Source organism: Metamycoplasma spumans (assembly GCF_041026625.1).
In the GTDB taxonomy this organism is placed as follows: Bacteria; Bacillota_I; Bacilli_A; order Mycoplasmatales; family Metamycoplasmataceae; genus Metamycoplasma; species Metamycoplasma spumans.
In genome coordinates, this window is sequence record NZ_CP163393.1 from 726,050 (window position 1) to 751,767 (window position 25,718).

24 protein-coding genes and 2 rRNA genes are annotated in these 25,718 nt (G+C 31.7%); 18 read left to right on the forward strand and 8 right to left on the reverse strand.

Going from position 1 to position 25,718, the window contains the following annotated elements; genetic code table 4:
- The first annotated feature begins 12 nt into the window (after positions 1-12).
- The 14 genes from nusG to AB5V95_RS03150 all read left to right on the forward strand — a co-directional run bounded on the left by nusG (position 13) and on the right by AB5V95_RS03150 (position 16,579).
- Positions 13-600, forward strand: coding sequence for a transcription termination/antitermination protein NusG (nusG, locus tag AB5V95_RS03085; protein WP_027123021.1), 588 nt, complete (start codon positions 13-15; stop codon positions 598-600).
- A gap of 89 nt (positions 601-689) precedes the next feature.
- Complete coding sequence (locus AB5V95_RS03090) at positions 690-1,091, forward strand: hypothetical protein (protein ID WP_369085878.1); 402 nt, start codon at positions 690-692, stop codon at positions 1,089-1,091.
- 198 nt (positions 1,092-1,289) lie between these two features.
- Positions 1,290-2,814 (forward strand): 16S ribosomal RNA (locus tag AB5V95_RS03095).
- Positions 2,815-3,004: 190 nt separating this feature from the next.
- Positions 3,005-5,902, forward strand: a 23S ribosomal RNA gene (locus AB5V95_RS03100).
- The 16S and 23S rRNA genes sit together here, the layout of an rRNA operon.
- Before the next feature lie 227 nt (positions 5,903-6,129).
- A complete protein-coding gene (locus AB5V95_RS03105; RefSeq protein WP_369085879.1) occupies positions 6,130-7,215 on the forward strand; it encodes a M42 family metallopeptidase in 1,086 nt (361 codons plus the stop codon).
- Between the two features lie 111 nt (positions 7,216-7,326).
- Entirely contained in the window at positions 7,327-7,719 is a 393-nt protein-coding gene (tsaE, locus tag AB5V95_RS03110) for a tRNA (adenosine(37)-N6)-threonylcarbamoyltransferase complex ATPase subunit type 1 TsaE (protein ID WP_369085880.1), read from the forward strand.
- Positions 7,719-8,276, forward strand: coding sequence for a tRNA (adenosine(37)-N6)-threonylcarbamoyltransferase complex dimerization subunit type 1 TsaB (gene tsaB, locus AB5V95_RS03115; protein ID WP_369085881.1), 558 nt, complete (start codon positions 7,719-7,721; stop codon positions 8,274-8,276). The genes tsaE and tsaB overlap by 1 nt, the downstream gene beginning before the upstream one ends.
- The gene (tsaD, locus tag AB5V95_RS03120) at positions 8,270-9,199 is read left to right on the forward strand and encodes a tRNA (adenosine(37)-N6)-threonylcarbamoyltransferase complex transferase subunit TsaD (RefSeq protein WP_369085882.1); all 930 of its coding nucleotides are present in this window, start codon (positions 8,270-8,272) and stop codon (positions 9,197-9,199) included. Before tsaB ends, tsaD begins: the two co-directional genes overlap by 7 nt.
- A gap of 37 nt (positions 9,200-9,236) precedes the next feature.
- On the forward strand, positions 9,237-9,788 hold the full coding sequence (yihA, locus tag AB5V95_RS03125; protein WP_369085883.1) for a ribosome biogenesis GTP-binding protein YihA/YsxC: 552 nt from the start codon (positions 9,237-9,239) through the stop codon (positions 9,786-9,788).
- A gap of 57 nt (positions 9,789-9,845) precedes the next feature.
- The gene (locus tag AB5V95_RS03130) at positions 9,846-11,810 is read left to right on the forward strand and encodes a DHH family phosphoesterase (RefSeq protein ID WP_027122969.1); all 1,965 of its coding nucleotides are present in this window, start codon (positions 9,846-9,848) and stop codon (positions 11,808-11,810) included.
- Positions 11,791-12,228, forward strand: coding sequence for a 50S ribosomal protein L9 (gene rplI, locus AB5V95_RS03135; protein WP_027122970.1), 438 nt, complete (start codon positions 11,791-11,793; stop codon positions 12,226-12,228). Before AB5V95_RS03130 ends, rplI begins: the two co-directional genes overlap by 20 nt.
- Before the next feature lie 27 nt (positions 12,229-12,255).
- Positions 12,256-13,707: a replicative DNA helicase gene (gene dnaB / locus AB5V95_RS03140; protein ID WP_036476167.1), complete on the forward strand. Its 1,452-nt coding sequence runs from the start codon at positions 12,256-12,258 to the stop codon at positions 13,705-13,707.
- The gene (locus tag AB5V95_RS03145) at positions 13,708-15,141 is read left to right on the forward strand and encodes a YitT family protein (protein WP_369085884.1); all 1,434 of its coding nucleotides are present in this window, start codon (positions 13,708-13,710) and stop codon (positions 15,139-15,141) included.
- A gap of 145 nt (positions 15,142-15,286) precedes the next feature.
- On the forward strand, positions 15,287-16,579 hold the full coding sequence (locus tag AB5V95_RS03150; RefSeq protein WP_051520291.1) for a YitT family protein: 1,293 nt from the start codon (positions 15,287-15,289) through the stop codon (positions 16,577-16,579).
- Positions 16,580-16,629: 50 nt separating this feature from the next.
- Here AB5V95_RS03150 and AB5V95_RS03155 read toward each other — a convergent pair whose 3' ends face one another.
- Positions 16,630-17,085 carry an RpiB/LacA/LacB family sugar-phosphate isomerase gene (locus AB5V95_RS03155; protein WP_369085885.1) on the reverse strand — a complete coding sequence of 152 codons (456 nt, stop codon included), beginning with the start codon at positions 17,083-17,085 and terminating at the stop codon, positions 16,630-16,632.
- 14 nt (positions 17,086-17,099) lie between these two features.
- Positions 17,100-17,567, reverse strand: coding sequence for a Sua5/YciO/YrdC/YwlC family protein (locus tag AB5V95_RS03160; protein WP_027122975.1), 468 nt, complete (start codon positions 17,565-17,567; stop codon positions 17,100-17,102).
- A 31-nt stretch (positions 17,568-17,598) separates the two neighbouring features.
- Between AB5V95_RS03160 and mutM the strand changes: the two genes are divergently transcribed.
- The 4 genes from mutM (at position 17,599) to AB5V95_RS03180 (ending at position 20,767) form a co-directional block, all read left to right on the forward strand.
- A complete protein-coding gene (gene mutM / locus AB5V95_RS03165; RefSeq protein WP_369085886.1) occupies positions 17,599-18,423 on the forward strand; it encodes a DNA-formamidopyrimidine glycosylase in 825 nt (274 codons plus the stop codon).
- Complete coding sequence (locus tag AB5V95_RS03170; RefSeq protein WP_027122977.1) at positions 18,423-18,671, forward strand: hypothetical protein; 249 nt, start codon at positions 18,423-18,425, stop codon at positions 18,669-18,671. The genes mutM and AB5V95_RS03170 overlap by 1 nt, the downstream gene beginning before the upstream one ends.
- Before the next feature lie 148 nt (positions 18,672-18,819).
- Complete coding sequence (locus AB5V95_RS03175; protein ID WP_027122978.1) at positions 18,820-19,788, forward strand: bifunctional oligoribonuclease/PAP phosphatase NrnA; 969 nt, start codon at positions 18,820-18,822, stop codon at positions 19,786-19,788.
- Positions 19,789-19,804: 16 nt separating this feature from the next.
- A complete protein-coding gene (locus tag AB5V95_RS03180) occupies positions 19,805-20,767 on the forward strand; it encodes a bifunctional oligoribonuclease/PAP phosphatase NrnA (protein WP_369085887.1) in 963 nt (320 codons plus the stop codon).
- A gap of 83 nt (positions 20,768-20,850) precedes the next feature.
- Here the strand turns inward: AB5V95_RS03180 and AB5V95_RS03185 are convergent, their stop codons facing one another.
- The 6 genes from AB5V95_RS03185 to rpmH all read right to left on the reverse strand — a co-directional run bounded on the left by AB5V95_RS03185 (position 20,851) and on the right by rpmH (position 25,543).
- Positions 20,851-21,507, reverse strand: coding sequence for a hypothetical protein (locus tag AB5V95_RS03185; RefSeq protein WP_369085888.1), 657 nt, complete (start codon positions 21,505-21,507; stop codon positions 20,851-20,853).
- Complete coding sequence (locus AB5V95_RS03190; RefSeq protein ID WP_369085889.1) at positions 21,508-22,512, reverse strand: nicotinate phosphoribosyltransferase; 1,005 nt, start codon at positions 22,510-22,512, stop codon at positions 21,508-21,510.
- A gap of 26 nt (positions 22,513-22,538) precedes the next feature.
- Entirely contained in the window at positions 22,539-22,868 is a 330-nt protein-coding gene (locus AB5V95_RS03195; RefSeq protein ID WP_369085890.1) for a hypothetical protein, read from the reverse strand.
- Between the two features lie 168 nt (positions 22,869-23,036).
- A complete protein-coding gene (gene yidC, locus AB5V95_RS03200) occupies positions 23,037-25,049 on the reverse strand; it encodes a membrane protein insertase YidC (protein WP_369085891.1) in 2,013 nt (670 codons plus the stop codon).
- Positions 25,039-25,365, reverse strand: coding sequence for a ribonuclease P protein component (rnpA, locus tag AB5V95_RS03205; RefSeq protein WP_027122984.1), 327 nt, complete (start codon positions 25,363-25,365; stop codon positions 25,039-25,041). Before rnpA ends, yidC begins: the two co-directional genes overlap by 11 nt.
- A gap of 31 nt (positions 25,366-25,396) precedes the next feature.
- The gene (gene rpmH / locus AB5V95_RS03210) at positions 25,397-25,543 is read right to left on the reverse strand and encodes a 50S ribosomal protein L34 (RefSeq protein WP_002881399.1); all 147 of its coding nucleotides are present in this window, start codon (positions 25,541-25,543) and stop codon (positions 25,397-25,399) included.
- Between the last annotated feature and the right edge of the window lie 175 nt (positions 25,544-25,718).

Below are 25,718 nucleotides of genomic sequence, written 5' to 3' on the forward strand. Positions count from 1 at the left end.
TGGAGAATTAATATGGAATTAGAAAATAAAGAATTTAAGTGATATATGATTTCTACAGTATCTGGAAAAGAAGATAACGTTATTGAGGCTTTAAAAAATAAAATTGAAGCTCAAGGTATGAATGAATATTTTAGAGAAATCAGAATTTTTAAAATGCCACATCTATCTAATAAAGAATTAGAAAAGAAAACCATGGGAGAAGAATATAAAATTAGCTATGTAAATATTTATAAAGGTTATATTTTTCTAAATATGGTTATGACCGATGATGCATGATATTTAGTACGTAATACTCAATATGTTACAGGGTTAATTGGTTCGAGTGGGAAAGGTGCTAAACCAACTCCTATTAGCGAAAGAAATTTCCAAAAAATGGTTCAAAAAGAAAGTGATCTAATTGCTAAATTTAATGCTGGCGATATTGAAACTGCTTTTAAAGAAGGAACTTTAGTAAAAATTAAGAGTGGAATTTTTAAAGACCAAGCTGGTGAAATTATCAAAAATAATGATATTACTCAAAAAGCTTTTGTTAATATTGAACAATTCGGAAGAAAAGTTCCAACAGAATTTTCATATGATGAACTAGAAATTTGTGGATAATAATTTATGAGTCAGCATATGCTGACTTTTATTATATTTTTTAAAGATTATATATAATAGAAAAGCAAAACATTTTCAAAAGGAGGATTATGCTAAAAAATCTTGGTTATGAAAAACCATTAACTAATATAAAAGATCTAAAACATCTTAAAAAAATATTAGCCATAGGAATTTTTATTTATTTTTTATTATATGCGATAACTTTTTCATTTATAGTTGTTGCCTTATTATATATAATGAAAAACAAGTTAATTTTTGGAATATGTATATCGCTTGCTATACTGTCATTAGTTGCGAGCATTATTATTTATATATATAATATTAAAAAATCATCGTTGCATTATTTTGCCTTTCGTTTTGCACAAACTAATAAAAGGAAATACTCATTATTATATTTTTTATTAAATAGTAGAAAAATTAGAAGTGAAGTATTCTACTTGCTATCGGCAGAATATGCCAAAAATTTAGACCTGATTAAGCAAAAAATATAATTTTGCACCAGTATTAGCTATTTAAATAACGCTAAAATAGTGCATAAAAAATATTTTTATTATTTTTAAATATAATTAAAAAAATGTGTATAATACTAAATGTACCTTTTAAGCGTACGAGATAGTTCTTTGAAAACTGGATACGAATACCATAACGTCAATTTTAATAATTTACAAAAAAATCATAAACCAATCAACTTATTTAAGAGTTTGATCCTGGCTCAGGATGAACGCTGGCTGTGTGCCTAATACATGCATGTCGAGCGAGGTTTCTTTCGGGAAACCTAGCGGCGAATGGGTGAGTAACACGTACTTAATCTGCCCTTCAGATTGGAATACCCAATGGAAACATTGGCTAATGCCGGATACGCATGGAATCGCATGATTCCGTTGTTAAAGGGGCCTTAAAGCCCCGCTGAAGGATGAGGGTGCGGAACATTAGTTAGTTGGTAGGGTAATGGCCTACCAAGACTATGATGTTTAGCCGGGTCGAGAGACTGAACGGCCACATTGGGACTGAGATACGGCCCAAACTCCTACGGGAGGCAGCAGTAGGGAATATTCCACAATGAGCGAAAGCTTGATGGAGCGACACAGCGTGCACGATGAAGGTCTTCGGATTGTAAAGTGCTGTTATAAGGGAAGAACACTCAGAGGAGGAAATGCCTTTGAGCTGACGGTACCTTGTCAGAAAGCGATGGCTAACTATGTGCCAGCAGCCGCGGTAATACATAGGTCGCAAGCGTTATCCGGAATTATTGGGCGTAAAGCGTTCGTAGGCTGTTTATTAAGTCTGGAGTCAAATCCCGGGGCTCAACCCCGGCTCGCTTTGGATACTGATAAACTAGAGTTAGATAGAGGTAAGCGGAATTCCATGTGAAGCGGTGAAATGCGTAGATATATGGAAGAACACCAAAGGCGAAGGCAGCTTACTGGGTCTATACTGACGCTGAGGGACGAAAGCGTGGGGAGCAAACAGGATTAGATACCCTGGTAGTCCACGCCGTAAACGATGATCATTAGTCGGTGGAGAGTTCACTGACGCAGCTAACGCATTAAATGATCCGCCTGAGTAGTATGCTCGCAAGAGTGAAACTTAAAGGAATTGACGGGACCCGCACAAGCGGTGGAGCATGTGGTTTAATTTGAAGATACACGGAGAACCTTACCCACTCTTGACATCTTCCGCAAAGCTATAGAGATATAGTGGAGGTTAACGGAATGACAGATGGTGCATGGTTGTCGTCAGCTCGTGTCGTGAGATGTTTGGTCAAGTCCTGCAACGAGCGCAACCCCTATCTTTAGTTACTAACGAGTCATGTCGAGGACTCTAGAGATACTGCCCGGGTAACCGGGAGGAAGGTGGGGATGACGTCAAATCATCATGCCTCTTACGAGTGGGGCTACACACGTGCTACAATGGTCGGTACAAAGAGAAGCAATATGGCGACATGGAGCAAATCTCAAAAAGCCGATCTCAGTTCGGATTGGAGTCTGCAATTCGACTCCATGAAGTCGGAATCGCTAGTAATCGCAGATCAGCTATGCCTGCGGTGAATACGTTCTCGGGTCTTGTACACACCGCCCGTCACACCATGGGAGCTGGTGATACCCAAAGTCGGTTTGCTAACCTCGGAGGCGACCGCCTAAGGTAGGACTGGTGACTGGGGTGAAGTCGTAACAAGGTATCCCTACGAGAACGTGGGGATGGATCACCTCCTTTCTACGGAGTACACTTAGTTATGGAATAATATTTGTATCCAGTTTTGAGAGATTTATCTCTCTACTTGTTCTTTGAAAACTGAATATCGACATTGATATATTAATTAATATTTCAAAGTTTAGATCAACCTATAGAATATTTATAAAAGACAACAATAGGTCATACAACAAATCAAATATAACGAAACAACTATTAAACAAGATAAGAGTTTTTGGTGGATGCCTTGGGTCTGGAAGTCGATGAAGGACGTGATTACCTGCGATAAGCCTCGGTTAGCTGGAAATAAGCTGTTATCCGGGGATTTCCGAATGGGGAAACCTAATTGAGCTAATCCTCAATTATCATATCGATGAATTCATAGTCGAATGAAGAGACACGCTGTGAATTGAAACATCTCAGTAGCAGCAGGAAGAGAAAATAAAGAATGATTCCCTCAGTAGTGGCGAGCGAACGGGGAAGAGCCTAAACCAACACATGTTGTTGGGGTTGTAGGACTACTTACATGAAGTTAAAAAATTTACGTATAGCAGAATAAGTTGGAACGCTTAAACATAGAGGGTGAAATTCCCGTAAGCGAAATGCGTAAATCTTCAAGTAGCATCCTGAGTAGGGCGGGGCACGTGAAACCCTGTCTGAATCCGCCGGGACCACCCGGTAAGGCTAAATACTAACCAGACACCGATAGTGAACTAGTACCGTGAGGGAAAGGTGAAAAGAACCCCGGGAGGGGAGTGAAATAGATTCTGAAACCAATTACTTACAGTTAGTCAGAGCCCGTTAATGGGTGATGGCGTACATCTTGCAGAATGGACCGGCGAGTTATGTCAGCATGCGAGGTTAAGTGGATTAAAGCGAAGCCGTAGAGAAATCGAGTCTGAATAGGGCGCTTTAGTATGTTGATATAGACCCGAAACCAGGTGATCTACCCATGAGCAGGTTGAAACTTAGGTAACACTAAGTGGAGGACCGAACCGTAGTACGCTAAAAAGTGCCCGGATGACTTGTGGGTAGGGGTGAAATTCCAATCGAACTTGGAGATAGCTGGTTCTCTCCGAAATAGCTTTAGGGCTAGCGTGTAGTGTTAAGTGATGGGGGTAGAGCACTGAATATGGAATGGCGGCGCCTAGCCGTACTGACTATAATCAAACTCCGAATACTATCATGTATTACTATGCAGTCGGTACATCGGTGATAACGTCGATGCACGCGAGGGGAACAACCCAGATCGTCAGCTAAGGTCCCAAAATTGTGTTAAGTCAGAAAGGTTGTGGAGTTTCTTAAACAGCTAGGATGTTGGCTTAGAAGCAGCCACCGTTTAAAGAGTGCGTAATAGCTCACTAGTCGAGAGACTCTGTGCCGATAATTCAACGGGAGTAAAACACAATACCGAAGCTACGGGCATGAAAATGCGTTAGGAGAGCGTTGTAAGGGCGTTGAAGCTAGACCGTGAGGACTGGTGGAGCGCTTACAAGTGAGAATGCCGGTATGAGTAACGATTCAGAGTGAGAATCTCTGACGCCTATTGGGGAAGGTTTCCTGGGCAAGGTTCGTCCACCCAGGGTTAGTCGGGTCCTAAGACGAGGCCGAAAGGCGTAGCCGATGGACAACAGGTTAATATTCCTGTACTTTCTATGAATGTGATGGAGTGACGGGGAGGATAGTACTACCACTTATTGGATTGTGGGGTAAATAATGACTGGGTCGTGCAGGCAAATCCACACGGCGTAACCGGGAGTTATGATGCATAGTGAAATGGCGACAAAGTAGCGAATTGGATGATTCCATACCTCTTAAAAAAGCTTCTAACTTAAGTTCATGGAAACCCGTACCGAGAACGGACACACGTCCCCAAGATGAGTATTCTAAGGCGAGCGAGAAAACTATTGTCAAGGAACTCTGCAAATTCATCCCGTAAGTTCGCAAGAAGGGATGCCCACCCTAAAAAGTGGGCCGCAGTGAATAGTAAGGGGGAACTGTTTATCAAAAACACAGCTCTATGCTAAATCGTAAGATGATGTATATGGGGTGACTCCTGCCCAGTGCCCGAAGGTTAAGCAAAGGTGTTAGCTTATGCGAAGCATTGATGTGAAGCCCGGGTGAACGGCGGCCGTAACTATAACGGTCCTAAGGTAGCGAAATTCCTTGTCGGCTAAATACTGACCTGCACGAAAGGAGTAATTATCTCTTAACTGTCTCGACAATAGACTCGGTGAAATTATGGTTCCGGCGAAGACGCCGGAGACCCGCATCTAGACGAAAAGACCCCGTGGAGCTTTACTATAACTTCATATTGGAGTTTGATTTAACATGTGTAGGATAGGTGGGAGACTGTGATGCTTGGACGCTAGTCTAAGTGGAGTCGCCGTTGAAATACCACCCTTGTTACGTTGAACTTCTAACTTGTACCCGTCATCCGGGTAGAGGACAGTGTGTGGTGGGTAGTTTGACTGGGGCGGTCGCCTCCTAAAGGGTAACGGAGGCGTTCAAAGTTACACTCAATACGGTCAGAAACCGTATCTTAGAGCATAAAGGTAGAAGTGTGATTGACTGCGAGACCTACAAGTCGAGCAGGTGCGAAAGCAGGACTTAGTGATCCGGCGGTTCTTCGTGGAAAGGCCGTCGCTCAACGGATAAAAGCTACCCGGGGATAACAGGCTTATCTTTCCCAAGAGATCACATCGACGGGAAGGTTTGGCACCTCGATGTCGGCTCATCGCATCCTGGAGCTGGAGTCGGTTCCAAGGGTTGGGCTGTTCGCCCATTAAAGCGGTACGCGAGCTGGGTTCAAAACGTCGTGAGACAGTTTGGTTCCTATCTGATGTGGGCGTTGGAATATTGATGAGAGCTACTCTTAGTACGAGAGGACCGGAGTGGACGCACCGATGGTGTGCCAGTTGTTTCGCCAGAAGCATAGCTGGGTAGCCAAGTGCGGCAGGGATAACCGCTGAAAGCATCTAAGCGGGAAGCCCCCTCAAAGATGAGTATTCCCTTTTAAATTCCTTATAGACTATGAGGTTGATAGGCTGGAGGTGTAAGTGCAGTAATGCATTCAGCTGACCAGTACTAATAAATTGATAGGTTTAATAGTGAATTCTATAGATAAAGTTAATCTAAATTAAAGTCGTATTCAGTTTTCAGAGAACAAAATATAGCCATTTGGCTATTTTTTTTATATTTTTTTGAATCGTAAATGCCATGATTTTTTAAATTTGACTATTACAATATATTAAATAACGAAACTTCGATATTAACTTTATCAGTTTCTTTTAATTTATAAATGTTAAAATTATATTATTGATTTTAAAAGGAGTCAAAATGAATAAACAAGATTATTTTAAACAAAGATTAGTTAAATATATGGAATTACAAGGAATGTCACGTTATGAAGACAACATTGTAGCCGAATTAAAAGATTCATTAGGAGATAAAAACTTCGAAATATCACGTGATAATTTAGGTTCAGTGATTTTTCATAAGCCTTCTAAAAAAGCAAACGCACCAAAAGTTATGATCGCAGCTCATATGGATGAAGTTGGTTTTATTGTTAGAAATATTGATAAAAAAGGTCAATTATTACTATCAGCAGTTGGTGGAATTTGACCAGCAACAGTTATTGGTACCAAAGCAATTTTAAAAACTTCTTCAGGTAAAGAATTTACAGGTTTATTTGGTCATACTTCAATTCATATTATGCAAGATGCAGAAAGAGCTAAAGCTCCTTCTATTATGGATTTATACGCAGATTTTGGATTTAAATCAGAAGAAGATGTTTTAGCAAATGGTGTTGGCGTTGGGGATTTAGTATATATGTCTGGAGAAACCATTTACTTTAGTGACCCTAATTTAATTGGTGGAAAGGCAATGGATAATAGAGCCGGCGTAACTGTTTTAGAATACATTGCTAAAAACATTGAAAACATTGACTTAGACGTAGATTTATATTTAGTTGGTACAACACAAGAAGAAGTAGGAACACGTGGGGCAAAAACATCAGTTAGTTTAGTTGACCCAGATGTTGCTATAGCCTTAGATACATGTGCATCACACGATACACCTAATACAATCCCTGGCAATACTTCATTATTTAAAGGTGCTGCCTTGCGTATTTTTGATAGAGGCACAATGATGGATCCTAAACTAGTTAAATACTTTGAAAATATATCAAAGAACAAAAACATTCCTGCATATAAATTTGTTGCAATGGGTGGTGGAACCGATGCTCATGAATTACAATTCTCACATGGTGGAGCAGCGACATTAACAATCTCATTACCACAAAGATATTTACACTCACCAATCGGTGTTTGTGCAATTAGTGATTTACTAGCTGCCGGTGATTTATTAACTGAATTTGTTAAATCATTTAATGAAAACGATTGAAAAGAAATGCAATATAAGTAACAAAATTAGTTCGCATAACTGTGCGAACTTTTTTATTGCCTAGCCTTATATTTAATTAATTAAATATATAAATAATTGCGTTATAATAATCAAATGTAATATAGGAGATATATGAAATTTATTTTTAAACACAACGAAAAATTAGATAGTCTTGTTGATTATGTTAAGTCTAAATTAAATAAGATTGAGGCAATATTATTGAATGGCGAGTTGGGCGCTGGTAAAACAACATTTACTGCGGCCTTAGCAAAATCATTAAATGAAAGTAAACAGATTGTATCTCCGACATTTAATACTATTTTAGTTTATGACAAAATTGTTCATATTGATGCTTATAAATTAAAGGGAGATTTATTCGCATTTGAGGATTATTTTGAAGATAAGTTAGTTATTGTTGAATGATCTGATCTAATTAAACACAACTTTAAAAAGTATCTAAAAATTAATGTTTATTTTGATCAGGATCAAAACCATGTATTTGAAATTGTTGAGGAGATTTTATAATGAAATTATTTATTGAGACTTCACTTTCTGATTTGTATATGTCTATTATAAATAATAAAGTAATAGCAAAAAGGCAGATTAAGAATTTAGTAAAAAAGACTGATGCTTTTTATGAAAATTTAGATCAATTATTCAAAGAAGCTAATGTTAATATTGAAGAAATAACTGATATTTATACAACACTAGGTCCCGGTAGTTTTAGCGGTGCAAGAATCGGCTTTTTATTTGCCAAAACAATTGCTCAAATTTCAAATACTAATTTTTATGTTGTACCAACTTATAAATTAATTTCTAAACAAAAAGAAACACTTAATTTAGATTGAAAAAACGTATATATTAAAGCGAATCGTTATAGTAGTTATTGAATAAACATCGAAAATAATAATGAATGTTCAATTGTTGAAAATGAAAATAATAATGATGATTTTATTTATGATTTATTTGAAAAAGATCCCGAACAATTTTTTATCTTATTTAATAAAGTTGAAAGTAACAAAATACTAGATGTTGAATTACTATATTTACACGAACCACAAATAGGAGTTGAGAAATGTTAATATTTGCAATTGAGAGTTCGCACGATGACACGTCATTTGCTCTTTTAGAGGATAATAAACCAATATGAATGTCAACAATATCGCAGATTAATATTCACAAAAAATATGGTGGGACCGTTCCTGAAATCGCCTCAAGATTACATGTTAAAAATATTGGGATTTTAGTAAATGAATTAAAAGAGAAAATAGACATAACTAAAATTGATTATGTTGCTTATACAAAAGAGCCTGGGTTAATTGGTTCTTTACACGTTGGCTATATGGTAGCTAACGCATTAGCCATTTATTTAAATAAACCAATATTAGGATTAAATCATTTAGAGGGTCACTTCTATTCTGCATTTATCGAAAAAGAGGTTGAATATCCAGCCCTTGGTTTATTAGTTTCAGGTGGTCATTCACAGCTTATGCTATATAAATCTAAAGATGAATATGAAATAATTGGAGAAACTCAAGATGACGCTGTTGGTGAAGTTTATGATAAAGTTGCTAGAAAATTATCATTAGATTTTCCGGGCGGGCCTATCATTGATCGAATCTGAAAAGAAAATAATGATATATATACAGACCATTTTACAATTCCTAAAACAGAAAAATATTTAAATTTTTCATTTAGTGGAATAAAAACAAATGTAATTAATTTGATTAATAATCAAATAAATAGAAAAGAAGAAATTAATAAAGAAAAATATGCAACTGAATTTCAAAATACAATTGTTTTATATTTAAAAGAACATATGCAAGAAGCAATAAGATTATACAATCCTAAATCTATTGCTTTAGTTGGCGGGGTTAGTGCTAATTTTGCTATTAGAAATATGTTTTTATCATTGCATGAAAATGTATGCTTACCTAAGTTAGAATATACAACAGATAATGCAATGATGATAGCGAGATTGGCATATGAAAAGCTAAGAAAATAACGCTCTTAAAAGGCGTTATTTTTTGTATAATTTTCATATGTGAAAATATTTAAAAAGTGCTTCAGATCATAATAGTTGATTAGAACATAATGAAACGGAAATTGTTTTTTGAGGTCGTTCAAATGTTGGGAAGTCTAGTTTAATAAATGGCCTTGCAAAACAAAAGATTGCCAAAACTTCTTCAACACCAGGTAGAACAAGATTGATTAACTATTTTGAAACTGATAATAAAAAAATAATAGTTGACTTACCGGGATATGGATATGCTTCAATGAGTAAAAAAGATCAAGATAAGGTGGCTGGTATTATCGATTTTTATTTTAGAAATGACACCAATCCGAAAACGGTATGTATTTTAATTGATGCAAAAATTGGATTTATGCCGATTGATTTAGAAATGATTGAGTATTTAAAGAATTTAGAAATTAAATTTGATATCATAATAACTAAAATTGATAAAGCAAATCAATCGCAAAAACACCGTGTTAAACAACAAGCCTTGACTTTTACAAATGATATAAATATATTCATGGTTTCATCTGAAAAGAAAATCGGATTGCACGATATTATTGAATTTTATAATTTTTAAGAGATTACCAATATTTATATTGGTATTTTTTTAGCTAAATTATATATAATAAGTTATATGTGAATAAAAAAACATAGAAAAACATATTTGATTATTGAAATCGTATTTTTATTTTTATTACCAACAATTTTATTTTTTGTTGGAATTTTTAAGTTAGACAAGGTAGGACAGATTATTGTTTCTGTGCTTTATACATTAGCAATAATCGGTATGGCAATATTTTTATTGGTAAGGTTATCTAACTATTTAAAAAATTCTGCAGTTGCTAAAAATACTTTAAACTATTTTATTCAATCGGAAATTGGTCAGTATAATGTTGGTTTTATTTCCTTTTTAAATAACGGAAAAATAATTTTAACATCAAACTTTATCGAATCAAGATTTGGAAAAAAAATAATCGGTGAAAATATCGCTAATGTTTTTAATGTTAAAGAATGAACGATAAATAATCAAGACTTCAAATTTTCAAAAGATAATTTTGAATATGAAGTACACGTATCATTTGATAAAAATTTAGTTGTTATAAAAGATATTACTACACAAACAAATTTACTAAATGATTATAAAAGACAAAGAATTGTTTTCGGCGAGTTAAGTGTTGATAATATCAATCTTTACCAAGTGCTTTTATCTCAAGAAGAAGTATTTAAACTATATGCTGGGGTAATTAATGTTTTAGATGATTTAGCTAAAAAATATAATTTAATTTATCGTCAGTATGAAAATGGTCGTTTCTTTTTAATTTCTAACCAAGAAACATTAGAAATATTTGAAAAGGACAATTTCTCATTCTTTTCAAATATTAAAAATAAACTATTTGTTAAAGACGTATCAGTAACATTATCAGCGGGATTTGCTTATGGTATTTATAAACACGAAACATTAGACCAAATGGCAAAAGAAGCTTTATTACAATCGCAAACTCGTGGTGGTGATCAAATTACGATTATAACCAAAAACGAAAAACCGCGTTACTATGGTTCTAGTTCTGAAATTGATGTTAATTTATCAAGAACAAATGTTAATTTTATTGCTAAACAACTTGATAAAAAACTTAAATCTAAACAAATTGAAAAAGTTATTATTTATGGACATAAAAATGCAGATTTAGATGCATTGGGATCAACGATGGGAATTTATGCGTTGGCTAAGGGCCACGATAAACAACCTTTTATTCAAAATGAAACATTTGATGAAACAACAAGCAGGCTTATAAAAAATCTTACAAAAGAACAGCAAGAAATTTTTATAAGCCCTAAAGAAGCGCAAATGATTCAAGATGAGAAAACCTTAGTTGTTATTTGTGATACAGCTGATGAAAATCGGATTGAGAACCCAGTTCCTTTTAAAAATATTAAGAAAGAAAATATTATAGTTATTGACCACCACAGAATCGGGAAAAATCCAGATTTTGCTTTTAGAGAAAATTTATATATTGACTCATCAGCTTCTTCAGCTTCAGAAATTGTTACAGAAATAATTTCTTTAAGTAATAATAAAGATTTAATTAATGAAGAAGTTGCTCAGTTTTTATTAAATGGTATTTATTTAGATACGAATACCTTCCAAAAACAAACATCAGCTAAAACTTTTGCGGCATCTTCGTTATTGCAAGAATGAGGCGCTAAAATAATTAAATCGGTTAACATTTTGAAAATGGACGAAGGAATTTATTTAAAAGTTAAAGAGTTATTGGCTAATATTCAAGAAGTTAAACCTGGATATTACATGGCATATAAAGATATTGAAGCTTCAACTGATATAATTTCAATTGCTGCTGATGAAATTTTAAGAGTAAATGGTAGAAAAGCTGCCTTTGTAGTTGCAAAATTACCGGGCACAAAACTTTGCAAGATGTCTGCTCGAGGTATAAATACAAACGTGCAGATAATTGCAGAATATGTTGGCGGTGGCGGGCACTTTGGTGCAGCCGCTGCAGAAAGCAACGAAGATATTGAATTGTTCGTTGACAATATAAAACAAGCTATAGTGAGTGTGAAAGATGAAAGTTATATTAATTAAAAACTATGAAAAACATAAAGCAAATGAAATAATTGAAGTAAATGACGGTTTTGGTAAAAACTTTTTAATTAAAAAAGGAATTGCTCAACCGGTAAATGAAAAAACATTAGCTAATTTACAAAGAGTTAAAAATAACATTGCTGAAAATTTAGCAAGAGAAATTGCAGATGCAAATTTAATAAAAGAAGAAATAGAAAAATTAAATTTATATTTCTCTTTAAAATCAAACAAAAATATTGTACATGGTAATATTACACATAAGGCAATCGAAAAAGAATTGAACAAACATAATATTAAAATTGGCCCACACGCTTTAAAAGGTGAGTCATATAACACCTTTGGTCTTCATGTAATTAAAGTTAAATTACATGATCAAGTTGTTGCTAATTTAAAAATAACAATTGTTGAAGAAAAATAAATTTATATTTTAAAAAAAGAGGGAATTATGTCTAGAGAATTAAATGCTCATGAAATAGCGATTCTGAATAATGAAACTTCATTACTTGGGTTGATTATAAATAATAATGATGCTTATTTAAGAGTTAGTGAAATCATTCGTGCTGAAATGTTTTACTTCGAGCAAAATAAAATTCTTTACGAAGCGATTAAAGAAACAAGAAATAATTCAGAAAACTTTGACATTAGCATTTTAATTAATTATTTAAATAGTAATTTATTAATAAATAAGTTGGGAATTTTAGACATGACTGGCTATCAATACATTAGTAAACTAATGCAGAATGCCGGCTTTCCTTCAGAATTAGATAAATATAAAAAAATATTGATCGATCAATACAAAACTAATGAATTATTAAAATTAATTAATAAAACAAAAGATAATATCGAAAATAAAAGATTTGATATTAACGAAGAATTGAATCAACTTCAAATTAAATTAATCAATCTCGACATTTCTGAAATTAATGCAGTTTGAAGAACAATAGGTGACACATCGAAAGATGTTTTAAATCACATATTGAATAAAGAAAATAGTGAAACTGGTGTTGGTTTGTCTTTTGGATTTCCACCATTTGATGAACTAACATTAGGAGTTAACCCTGGAGATTTTATAATATTGGCCGCAAGACCTGCGATGGGTAAAACTGCATTTGCGTTAAATGTGGCTAATAATGTAGCTAAAAAAGGTAAAACCGTTTTATTCTTTTCATTAGAAATGTCAACACCACAACTTTCTCAAAGAATGGTATCTATTGATTCATTTGTTCCAATTAGTTCAATTAGAAAAAATGAAGTTAGTCCAGATGGAATTAAGCAATTATATTGAACTGTTGATAGAATGAAAGAATGATCAATGTTTTTAATTGATAAACCTTCATTGACAATTTCTGACATTGTTACATTATCAAAGAGATTTAATAATACTAAAAAAGTTGATATGATTATTATTGACTATTTACAATTGATTACCGAATCGGGTAAAAATAATAATGACCGTCAATTAGAAGTTGCTAAATTCTCGAGAGCTCTAAAACAATTGGCGCGTGAATTACAATGTCCAGTTCTATCACTAAGTCAGTTAAACAGATCTGTTGAAAAAAGAGAAGATAAAATTCCAATGATTTCGGATTTAAGAGAATCTGGTGCAATTGAACAAGATGCTGACATGATTATATTTTTACATAGAAAAGATTACTATGCAAAAAACAAAGGCGTTTCGGAAGGTTATAGCGAAGCAACGGGAGAACAAAATAATTTAGGAGCTACTTCGGCTCCTTCATTAACTGATGTTATAATTGCTAAAAGCCGTCATGGTGCAAATGGTGTTGTTAAGCTATTATTTAATCCGGAATGTAATAGATTTTTCTATGATTCAGATGTAGTCAAACAGCAAGAAATTAAGCAAAGATTAAATGTTCCTAAAAAAGGAGGTGAGTAGATGGAAAAATTAACATCTAAACAACTAAAAGCAAAAAATAAAGTTAAAAAACAAGTTTTGACTAAAGAACAAAAGATTAAAAGAAATGCTGAAAGAATGAAAATTCTTAATCCTCAACAAGTTAATCTATTTAATATTTGAAAAAAATATCCTAAAAAAGTTATTTGAATGTTTGTTAGTGCATTTTTATACAACGTAGCGCTAACGGTCTTTCTTAAAAAAGCCGCAACTATCGCCAGTGGGACATCTTCATTAGCACAAATCATTACCTTTACAGCCCCTTCAACAGCACAATTCTATGGTCTATTCTATGTATTGGTTAATTTACCGCTTATGTTTATATTCTGGAAAATGAATCCACGGATGTTCATGGTTTTAACGTATTATTGAATGTTATTCCAAGTTATTATTCAATGTATTTTTATTGAATATTCAGGTCGTGGATCTAACCCAATCGTTAACTTTATTAATCAAAGAGTTACGATATACAACCCTATAGGACACGTCGTAGACAACGGGCAATCAGTAAGATTTTATTGAGATCCTTTCGGTATAGATTTGAGAGTGTTGCCTCAAATAACAAGAGAAAACTATTCAGAGGTATTTACAAACGCAATATTTCTATCAAATGGTAAAGCTATAAGTGGTTCGACTTCGACAGAAACTGAAATTTTAAGTAGATATTTATTAAATTTATTTTCAAGTAAAGACTTAAATTTAATCAACCATAACGTAACTAAAATATTTACAGATAATGATTCTTTAAAATATCTTTCATCTGCTAATATCGTTGATATCTTAAGAGGAACCAATTTATACGGAGTTTATAACGGAGAAAACTGACCAGTATTAGTTTATGCAATATTAGGTGGAGCGGCTGAAGGTTTTGCTTCGATTGTTGCTTGAAGACAACGTGGATCAATTGGTGGTACATCAGTTATTTCTAACTACATTGCGTATAAAAATAAAAAACCAGTTGGAAACGTATTTTTAATGGTCGCAATTTGTTTCTCATCGTTTTCAACAATAGTAATTGGTTCACTAGAATTTACTGGAAATATTCGTGGACACGTGTGAAACTTTGATGAGTTTTTAGTACGTATCATGGGTACAATTGTATATCTATTGGTATTTTCAATGCTTGTTAACAAGTTCTATCCAAAATACAAAAAAGTTAAAATCGATATTTATACAAAAAGACCAGAATTGGTTGCTGAAAGATTTAAGAAAATTGGCTATATTCACTCATTTAATATTTTTAACGGAATTGGTGGATATTCACACGATGAGTTCGGTAAAATTGAAACAGTTGCGCTATACTTAGAACGTGATCAAATTTTAGATGAAGTAAAAAGAGTTGATAAAAACGCTTGAATAACGATTTCTAATATTCACGGCTTAATTGGCGAATTTGATACATCATACGTCGACTAAATAATTTTTCACTAGTTATAACAAAGCGTTATAACTAGTTTTTTATTAAAAACTATTTTTATAAAGCTATAAAAAATCTTTCTAATTATTTATTACAAAGAATAAAAAAATGTTATTATTATTGCGATATAAATCTGGAGAAATTATGGTTAAAGAAACTGAAGAATTTAAACAACTAAAATTAAACAGGAAAAAGAGATCAAAAAGAGAATTAAATCGTTCAAATGGCATCGATCTTAACCCATATGGCGTAACATTTTTTAATGTATGAAAAAAATTCCCTAAAAAAATGTTGATGATATTTATTTCTGCAATTTTATATAACATAGGTGTAGCAACATTTTTAGCTAAAGCAGCAACAGTTGCAACTGGTATATCAGCGCTAGTTCAATCTATAACATACACTATATCTGCAACAGCTCCTTATTTTGCTTATATATACTTTGCGTTTAATTTACCAATGATTATTATTTTTTGAAAGAAAAATTCTCGTCTGTTCATGGTCTTAACAACTTATTGACTTTTATGACAAGTAGTTTTTCAATCAATGCTTTTAATACCAGCAGTTCAAAATGCATTCGATAATGTTTCAATCTTATACGTAAACTGAAATACACCAAAAGAGGGTATTACAAATAGTTTTAAATCATTGATACCTTGAGATGTTTATGGAAATTATTTAAACAAATATAAAGATTTATGAGAAGGTGTTAAAAACTGAGATCCTGTGTCTAGAGAGGCATTTGTAATTGACAATGTTTCATATACAAGAGAGCAAATGCAACAATTGAGAGATTTCTATATACAACTACAAAATGGATATAACAATCCAACATGACCAATTATTGTTTATGCAATAATCGGAGGTGTTTGTGCCGGTTCAGCCGGTGGACTAGCATGAAAAAACTCAGCTTCAACCGCAGGCGCTGATTTCGCTGTTTATTATGTATCGAGAATAAAACAAAAAAGTGTAGGTAGAATTTCTACAATTATTGCTTTATGTTTTGCTTCTTTTTCAATAGTTTTAATATCATCATTAGAAATTGCTGGTGTTATTCAAAATAATAGTGGCAAACCGGTGAATTTAGCAGCTTTATTATTAAGAGCAATTTGTACAATTGGTTATGTATTCTTATATAGCGCATTTTTAGAACTTATTTATCCAAAATATAGAAAAGTTAAGTTGGAAATTTATACTAAGAAGCCAGAAAAAGTTATTAAACATTTTAAAGAAATTAATTATTGACATGCTTATAACATTGACGGTTTAGTTGCCGGATATACTAATACGGAGACGACTAGAATTGAAACTTTTGCATTGTACTTAGAGCAAAATTTAATTAAAGGTGAAGTTTTAATAGCGGATCCAGAAGCTTGAATAACTGTTACAAAAGTTCATAATATATTTGGTAAATTTGATACTTCAAAAGTTGATTAATAGCCTTGTATGGCTATTTTTTTATATAAAAAAATTTGGCCTAAGCCAAATTATTCGTTTTCGCCGACTTCATCAAGTTTAGCGATTCTTGGGATATGACGATTTCCTTCGAATTGAGTTTTTTCTCATTCATGAAACATTCTTTGAACTTGGTCTGCCGGAACTAAACGTCCACCAATACATAGAACATTAGCATCATTGTGTAATTTTGCCAAGTGAGCTTCTTCTTCGTTGGTAACTCTTGCACATCTAACATGTTTAAAACGGTTTAGCGCTATACTGATTCCAATTCCTGAACCACAAAAAGCAACGTATTTTGTGTTTTCAGAATCTTTATCTTGAACTAACTCTTTAGCAAATTCAATACCTACTTCTGCATATGATACTGATTTATCTGGAGAAGTTGAACCAAATAATTCTACTTCGTACCCTTCTTTTTCTAATCTTTTTGCTAATTCTTCTTTAGCTAAATGACCGGCGTGGTCACTTGTTATTTTAACTTTCATTATTTATCCTCTTTCTATTGTCTTAAGATTTCGCCGTCTTCGACTCTTATAATTTTACTTGGTTGTTGCGACATTTCTCCAAAATTATAAACGTTATCAACTTCAGGAAATAAAGCCTTGGCATTTTCAATTGTTTTGCATACTGGCGCATTTGATAAATTACAACTCGACATATATGCAGGACCATTTTGTTCTAGGAAATCTAATAATTTTTTTTGATTAGGCATTCTAAAACCTTGGTCATTAACAACTAGCGTAGTAGCTCCAGGTCAATATTCTTTAGCATATGCTTCAGCTTGTGTATTTCATTCTTTAAATTGACGAGCTTGTTTAATAGAAGAAACTAATATTATTAGTTTTTTATTACGATCCCTACCTTTGATATCGTAAATAAGATTTTTCACTTCTTCGTTAACTGGTCCACCTATTCCAATAACAGTATCTGTTGTTGAAATGAATAATTTACTATATTTATTTGGCATAATTTTATTATAACAAATATAAGGAGTATAAATGCCAGAATTACCAGAAGTAAAAGTTGTTTGTAAAGCGCTGAGTGAAAAAATAACTAATAAAAAAATAAAAGAAGTTTATATATTAAAAGAAAAGCTATTTAAAGAAAAAACCCCTCAAGAATTTATTAGCAACTTAAAAAATAAAACAATACTAGAAATTAAAAATCACGGCAAACATATAATTATGTTTTTAAGTGAAGATACGATTTTACTATCACATTTAAGAATGGAAGGAAAGTATCGTTTTTATGAATCACCAACAGCAGAAGATAAACATTTAATGGCAAGGTTCATTTTTGAAGATAACAGCGAACTGCATTACTGTGATAGCAGGATGTTTGGAACTTTTTATTTAAGAAACTATCAAAACTATCGAAAAGTTTTACCATTATCAAAAGTGGCAGAAGAACCTGATAGTGTTGATATTATTAGTGTTTATAATAAAATGAAAAACTCAGATGTTGCAATAAAAACAAAGTTACTAGATCAAGAAATTGTTGCTGGTATTGGTAATATATATGTTGACGAAACACTATTTGCTGAAAGAATAAGTCCTTTAACTAAAGCTAAAAACTTATCATTTGAGCAAATTAAAAACTTAATAAATCGTGCTGATTTAATTATGAAAGAAAGTTTTAAAAAGGGAGGTACAACATTGATGTCTTATGAAAGTCTAAATAATCAGGAGGGTCAATATCAAAACTTTTTAAAAGTTCACAATGACAAAATTAAAAATTGCACAATTTGCAATGGAAAAATAAGTAAAATTAAAGTTAATCAAAGAGGCACATATTATTGCAAAAATTGTCAAAAGGAGTACTAATGAGTTTTAGATTCTTCCCAATTGTTTTGGATTTACATGGCTACGACACTATTGAAGCAACAGGCGCAATTTTAAATGTATTAAAAGAATTCGAAGAAGATGAATATATGGAATATTTTGATGTGATAGTTGGAGTTGGCACTGGCGCAGTTAAATTTGTAGTTGAAGATATTTTGGAAGAAGAATGTTATCCGTTTGATTATTTAAACCAAAACGGTTCAAAAATCAGAGTATTCAAAAGAAAATAATTGTTCGAAAGAATTGCCAACATTTTTAGTTGGCAGTTTTTATTTTTAAACATATTTTTAAGAAGTTAAAAATAAAATATTTTAGTTTATTAATTTATAATTAATATGAATAAAACTAAAACTATAAATTTTTATAATAGGAGAATATATGGCAAAAAATACATGAGAAGTTGCTGTTAAAGCAATTGAAGCACATGAAAATATTTTTATATTTCATCACATTCGTCCAGATGGTGACTGTTTAGGTTCACAATTTGGTTTACGTGAATTAATTAAAACAAATTACCCAGAAAAAAACGTATTTGTAATTGGAGATAATGGCGGAATTTTTCCATTTTTAAAATGAGATTTTGATAACTTCGATTCAATCCCTAAACAATATTTAGAAAATTCGTTAGGTGTTATTGTTGACGCTAATAATTCAAACAGAATTCAATTTTCAAACATTTTTGTAAATAACTTTACACACAAATTAAGAATTGATCACCACCCAGTAGATACAGATATTAAATATGACTATGTTTGAGAAGATGCAACTTATGCAGCAGCTGCTGAACAAGTGGCTTATATAGCAATGATGGCTAACTGAAAAGTTACAACAAAAGCAGCGGAATATACTTATTTAGGTATTAATACAGACTCTGGAAGATTCCAATATGAATATGTTCAACAAAGAACTTTTGATGTAATGAGTTATTTACACGCAGGAAATAGCTTTAGAGTTTGAGATATTAACTTCCCTTTATCAATTAGAGATGAACAAAAAGTTCGCTTTAATGCTTATATGTTATTAAACTATGTAAGTGATAACAAAGTTGTTTGATTCTACGCAAGTAAAAAAGTACAAAAGAAATTTAAACTAAATGAAAATTCAGCAAATGATGTTAATGCTTTAGCTAATATTGGAGATTCAAAAATTTGAGTATTATTTATCGATCAACCAGACGGAACAATTCGTGCACGTGTAAGATCAAATGGTATTTGAATTAACCACATTTGTGAAAAATATGCACCTGGTGGCGGACATGAAGTTGCATCAGGAGCAACATGTAAAAACAAAAAACAAATGAAACAACTAATTGAAGATCTGAAAGCTGAGGTTCAAAAACATGCTTAATATTAGTGAAGAAAAAATGAAAATTTTTAAAGAAATAGAAGCAAAAATTTTAAAACACAAAAATATTGTTATATTTCACCACATTCGTCCAGACGGTGACTGTTTAGGTTCACAATTTGGATTTAAAAATTTAATTAAAGTAAATTTCCCTGATAAGAATGTTTATACAGTTGGAGATCCTAAAGACGTATATCCATATTTAGAATTTAAAATGGATGATTTACCTTACGAAAAATTAGAAGATTCATTAGCAATTATTGTTGATGCAAACTTTAAAGAAAGATTAGAAAAAAGACAATATTTGGATGATAATTGCTTCGACGAAGTTATTAGAATTGATCACCACCCTAATGATGACGACTTAAATGCTTCATTAGTTTGAGTTGAAGCTGAGGCGCCAGCAGCTGCTCAACAAGTGACAGAAATTGCTTATGCGTTAAATTGAAAATTAAATGCAGATGCAGCTACATATTTATACTTAGGTATATACACTGATTCAGTTCGTTTAACAACCAATACAACAACTTCAAAAACTATGTTTCTAGTAAGTTGATTATGAGCTAACGGAGCAAGAAAAGATTTATTACACGCAGAAATGGCTAAAAAAACATTAGAAGATATAAAAATTAATGCCTTTATTCAACAAAATATGAAAATAGCTAACGGCGTTGTATCATACTTCTTTTCACTAGAAGACCAAGCTAAATTAGGCATTGACGATCCTTTAAAAGCTAATCGTCCATTTGTTTTAGCATCAATTGATGATAACAAGGCTTGAGTATTCTTTACAGAAGAAAAACCAGGACAAATTAGATGTGAATTTAGATCAAACGGAGCTTGTGTGAGAAACGTTGCTGTTAAATGAGGCGGAGGTGGACACCACCGTGCTTCAGGTGCACAAATTAAAGACGCAAACGACATACCTTTAATCGTTAAGGACTTAGAAAAAGAAATTCTAAATTTAGCAGAATACAAATAATATATTTAGAATAGTGACATACTATGAATAAAAAAATATTCGGAGATCCCGAATATTTTTTATTATAAGTAGTGCTTTAGTATTTAATGTTGTTTTCTAGCTCCAATAAAGTTATCGTAAATAAAATCATCGCATGAGTGAATAATACTTCTAATATATTGGAAATAAAGTTTGTATTTTTTAAAGTCACCTTTTCAAACAAGCTTTTTATTTAATGATTTTGTAAAATCGATAGCCAAATATGTGTCAAACAACCCGTGTTCTTTAGTTATTTCGATAATCATTTTTTCTATTAATGCTCTAATTTCGGGACTGGTAATATGTATTTCATCACGCTTAAATTGTTTTTTTTCTAATTCATATATAAAGCCAAAAAAGATATTTAGTGAAGGTTGATAATTTTTATATTCTTCAACGAATTCTTCGTGAATTTTAGCTTCTTCATCAGATAAAACAACATTTTTAAATAGTGCTTCAGTATCTATGGCCTGGCGTTCATGTTTATTTTCTGCTTTTATTATTGTGATAATTTTTACAATAATTAATATGAATAGAATTATAAATATAACACCAAATACATAACACGTGATTTGACTTGCAAAATTTATGTAGCCAAATGTTTTTGTTGCCGCAATAATTAGAATAATGCCGATAATTAAAAATGAAGCAACAAATAGAAAGCCAATAGCATTTAGTAAACCATTTTTAAGTTTCGCCTTTTTTGTTTTATTATTTTGCATCTAATTTTCCTCTTTTTTATAAACAAGAAGTTTTGGATTTTTTAAATATCCACGACCTGCTTTAGCAATATTTTCACCATTTAATCTAGTTGCATCAGCACTAAAATTAACTCATATTTTAAGTAAAGTAGCTCCAACACCATAAATATCAACTGGAATGTCTTGTGCTTCAAAATCAGCTATTCTTTCAGCATTAAAACCGCTAGAAACAGTTATTTTAACATGCTCTCCTCCGTTTTTATCTAAAGCTTCTCTTAGTCTTCTTACTTGTGTTGGTGTAACACCAAATTCAGCTTCGCCTTCGGTGAACATTTTATCAATCATGGCCTTTGATGTGTCGATTCTTACTCCCTTAAGTTTTTTACCAAATTCCTTTAAACAAGCTAATGAATCCGCAATGACATCATTATGAAAATCAACTAGCGCATATAAATCATCTTTAGGAAAAGTTTTGTGATAAGCACGACAAGCTTCAACTAAATCACCTCCAAACATTTGAATTAAAGCATGTGGCATTGATCCAAATGTATGTGATTTATCATGATTTGAACTTGCTAATGTAGAATGATTATCAATACCCCCTATTTTAATTGCATACGCATCATTTAATTGATTTATGTAGTGGTCAGCTCTATCTGCCATGCTGATTACTTTTTTGCCATTAGCAACCTTAATGATTCGATATGCGTTAGTTGCTATTGACGTTTGTCTTGCTAATATACCATCAATTATTCCTTCTCATATACCAAATTCATAGTATGGACCTTCTAATTCCAAAACAACTTCACGGTTGTTAATTATAGAACCTTCCGGAAGATAACGAATTGTATATTTATCAATATCAGTATTTTTAACTAATAACTCGATAGCCTCATTGATTCCACACAATTTAACGTCGTTGTGTCTTTGAAAAAACTGAAGAGTTACAATATCATTCTTGCGAAATTTTTGTGCTATTTTTTGTGTTTTAAAAAAATAAACAGAAATTTTATCTTTTAGTTTCATATTTTTTCCTTTACAATAATATTTTATTATAAAATAATAAAATAGTTATATTTAATGTTTAAGTAAATAAATGTATAAATTTTAACAAAATAAGAGGTTGTTATGAAAACAAAAAATATTAATCCGTACAAGAAAATGTATAAATCAGGGTTATGATTATTTGCATATTTTGTATTCTTTTTAGTTGGTTCCATTTCGTTAATAGTTTTATTAATTTCTAAAAAAAATAATTCTCAAACGATTGTTAATCTTTCGCCTGTAACTATTGTATTTTTAACCTTAACTGCTATTGGCGTAGTAGCAATTATGATATGATCTGCTATTGGATTAAAAATAACTAAAAAATTAGATAACAAAAAACTTAAATTAAAGTTAACCTTATCTTTAATACCATTATTGTTAATTGTGTGAATTTTTTATTTCGTATCATCTATTATAATTTTTAAGGAATTGGAATACAAACCGAATAATGAATATGCTTTAAATAGCTAGAATAATAAAAAGCCGAAATTATCGGCTTTTTATTATAAACGAGGTTCTATTTTCTTTTTAAAGAATTTTGTTCTTTGGAAATAGAACACGAAGATGTGTTGGAAGATTGTTCATATACCACCGATTACTCAGTATATTTGTAAACCGGCGCTGAAAAATACACCAATACCAATAAAGATTAACGAAATAATGTTATTTCTACGACTTTCTTTTTTAAGAGCAGCTCTTTGATATGCATCTCCACGCAATGATTTTTTACGTTTCATATTTAATAACTTCGGAGTATATTGAGCTAATGCTTGAATACCAATTGAAACTAAGACAATCGGTATGTAAATATATTCTTTTGATTTAAATATACGGTTTATAGAAGTAGCTGAGAATTGAATACCATATCATGAAGCTTGCTTAATTTCAGGTGATGTTGAAATTATTCTAAATACAACTATCAAGATAGGTAAAGTTATAAACATTGTAATAATTTGTCCTCATGGAGAAATTTTTTCACGTTTATATAGCTCGCTAATTTCCATTTGTTTACGTTGTTGCATTTGTTTGTCGCCTTTGTAAGCGGCATATTTTGCTTCTATCTTAGCTTTCTTTTGGTTAAACTCTTCCATTTTGCTTTGGCTAAATAGAGATTTATATGATATAGCAAATGTGATTAATCTAACAATAATAACTGTTAATACTAATGCAAGAATAATACTTCAACCAGTAGTTCCTAAACTATCAATGATAGCATGCATAAAATGATTTACTGGGTGAACGAACATTCCATAGAATGGTCCTTGTTGTCAATATTCTTTATATGTTGTGATAGGTTTGTGAGAAATTAAAGCACCAGAGTTATATAAATTGTTTGTTCAAGCTTTATCTGAGTAGTTTCCATAACTGTTAACGTTCGAAACTGATAAAACTTGTCTTCCATTGTCTTTATAACCATTAGAATTGAAGCTTAAGATAGATGTATATAAGCTAAATACATTCGAAACTCAAGCACTCATAATGTTTAATTCGCTACCTTCTAATAAAGTCAATGTTTCTTTATTTTTAGCTTTTTCAACATATTTTGCAAAGTAAGCATTTAAAGCGCTTATTAATTCAGGTCCTGTTGCAGTTTTTGAAACACCTAAAATTTGATTAAATGTTTTTTGCACAACTTCAGGTTTTTCGGTTGTTCCTATATCGAACTTAGCGCTTAAATGGTCTGTTCTATTTCAAACTAATAAAGTTTCTTCTAATAGTATTTGCAATAGATCACGCAACAATATTGTGTGAACTGCTGAACCACCAGGTAATGTTGCTGGCACGTAGGCTAAGTCAACATTTTCTAATTTTGTGTAATCGCTTATTGTGGTTGTTTTGTCATTATCTTCTTTAATTTCCTTTGTACCGAATATTGGAGTTTTTAAAGGAAGAATTAAATCAGTAAATTGTGAAACAGCATTATATGTTTGAGTTTTGCCAACTCCTGAATCTGTCCCAAGATTTAGATAAGCATAACGTCCTTCACGTTCATAAACAAAACCAGTTTTATCAGAAACACCTTCTGGTGTAGATACTACGTTATTTCAGTTGTCTTCATTTTTTAAATCTGTTGCACCAGGTTTTAATGATTGAAGTTGTAATGCAAAGCTGTTGCCGCCATATATACCGTATTCGCCACCAGTTTCCTGGTCTTGATTTTTTAGTTTTGTTATGGCCTCTTTGTCTTTTAAAGCAAGATAAGTATTTACTGTAATTTGTTCATCTACTTTGTTGGGCAAAGTGAATGAGTTTGTTGCTTCGTTGTATCTAAATGTAACAATGTTTGGAGATACATTAGCCTTAGTTGTGTAAATTTCTTGTCCAGACCCAATTTTGGTACTTGACTTAACAGAAAACGACTGCACACAACCAACTAAACCAACGGTAACAAAAACTACAATAATAACAACTTTAAATCACTTTCAAATCTTCTTTCAAAGATTCTTAGGCTCGTTGTTTTTTTGCTTATTAACCCTAAAATCTTGATAGTGTTTAGAGTTATTTTTATTTGCCATCAGTTATCCTTTCGTAGAGTTTATTTATTTCTTTAATCTTTTGGTTAAAATCAAGTTCAAAGAAACCTTTTCTTGCAATGATTACCGTATCGTAATTTATTTTGCTAATATCGATATTTCTAAGAATTGATCTAATTTGGTTTTTGTAGTGATTCCTTTGAACGGCATTAGCAAACTGTTTAGGTATTGATATTCCAACTCTAAAGAAATCAGATTTGTTAAAATAAATTATTAAATTTTTTGAAATAACTTGTTTTTTTGTATCAAGTATTTTTTGAAATTCTCAATTTTTTTTAACAATGTTGCATTTATTCATATGTTTATTTTAAATAAAAAATAATATCAAACTATTTTTCGTCTGATACTGTTAATTTGTGTCTTCCTTTTGCACGTCTAGCTGCTAAAACTTTTCTACCATTTTTTGTTTGCATTCTAGCCATGAAACCATGCACCTTAATGTGTTTACGTTTTTTAGGTTGATATGTTCTTTTCATAACATCGCTCCTTTATAGTGTTTTTATATAATAAAATGACTTAATTTATTTTACCAAATAACATTAAAATTAAGCAAATAAATTATATTAAATATATGCTAGATATTTATTATTTTTCTGTTTAGTTGACAATAATGTGAATTCTCAAATATTTTGCTACATTGTAATTCTCAAT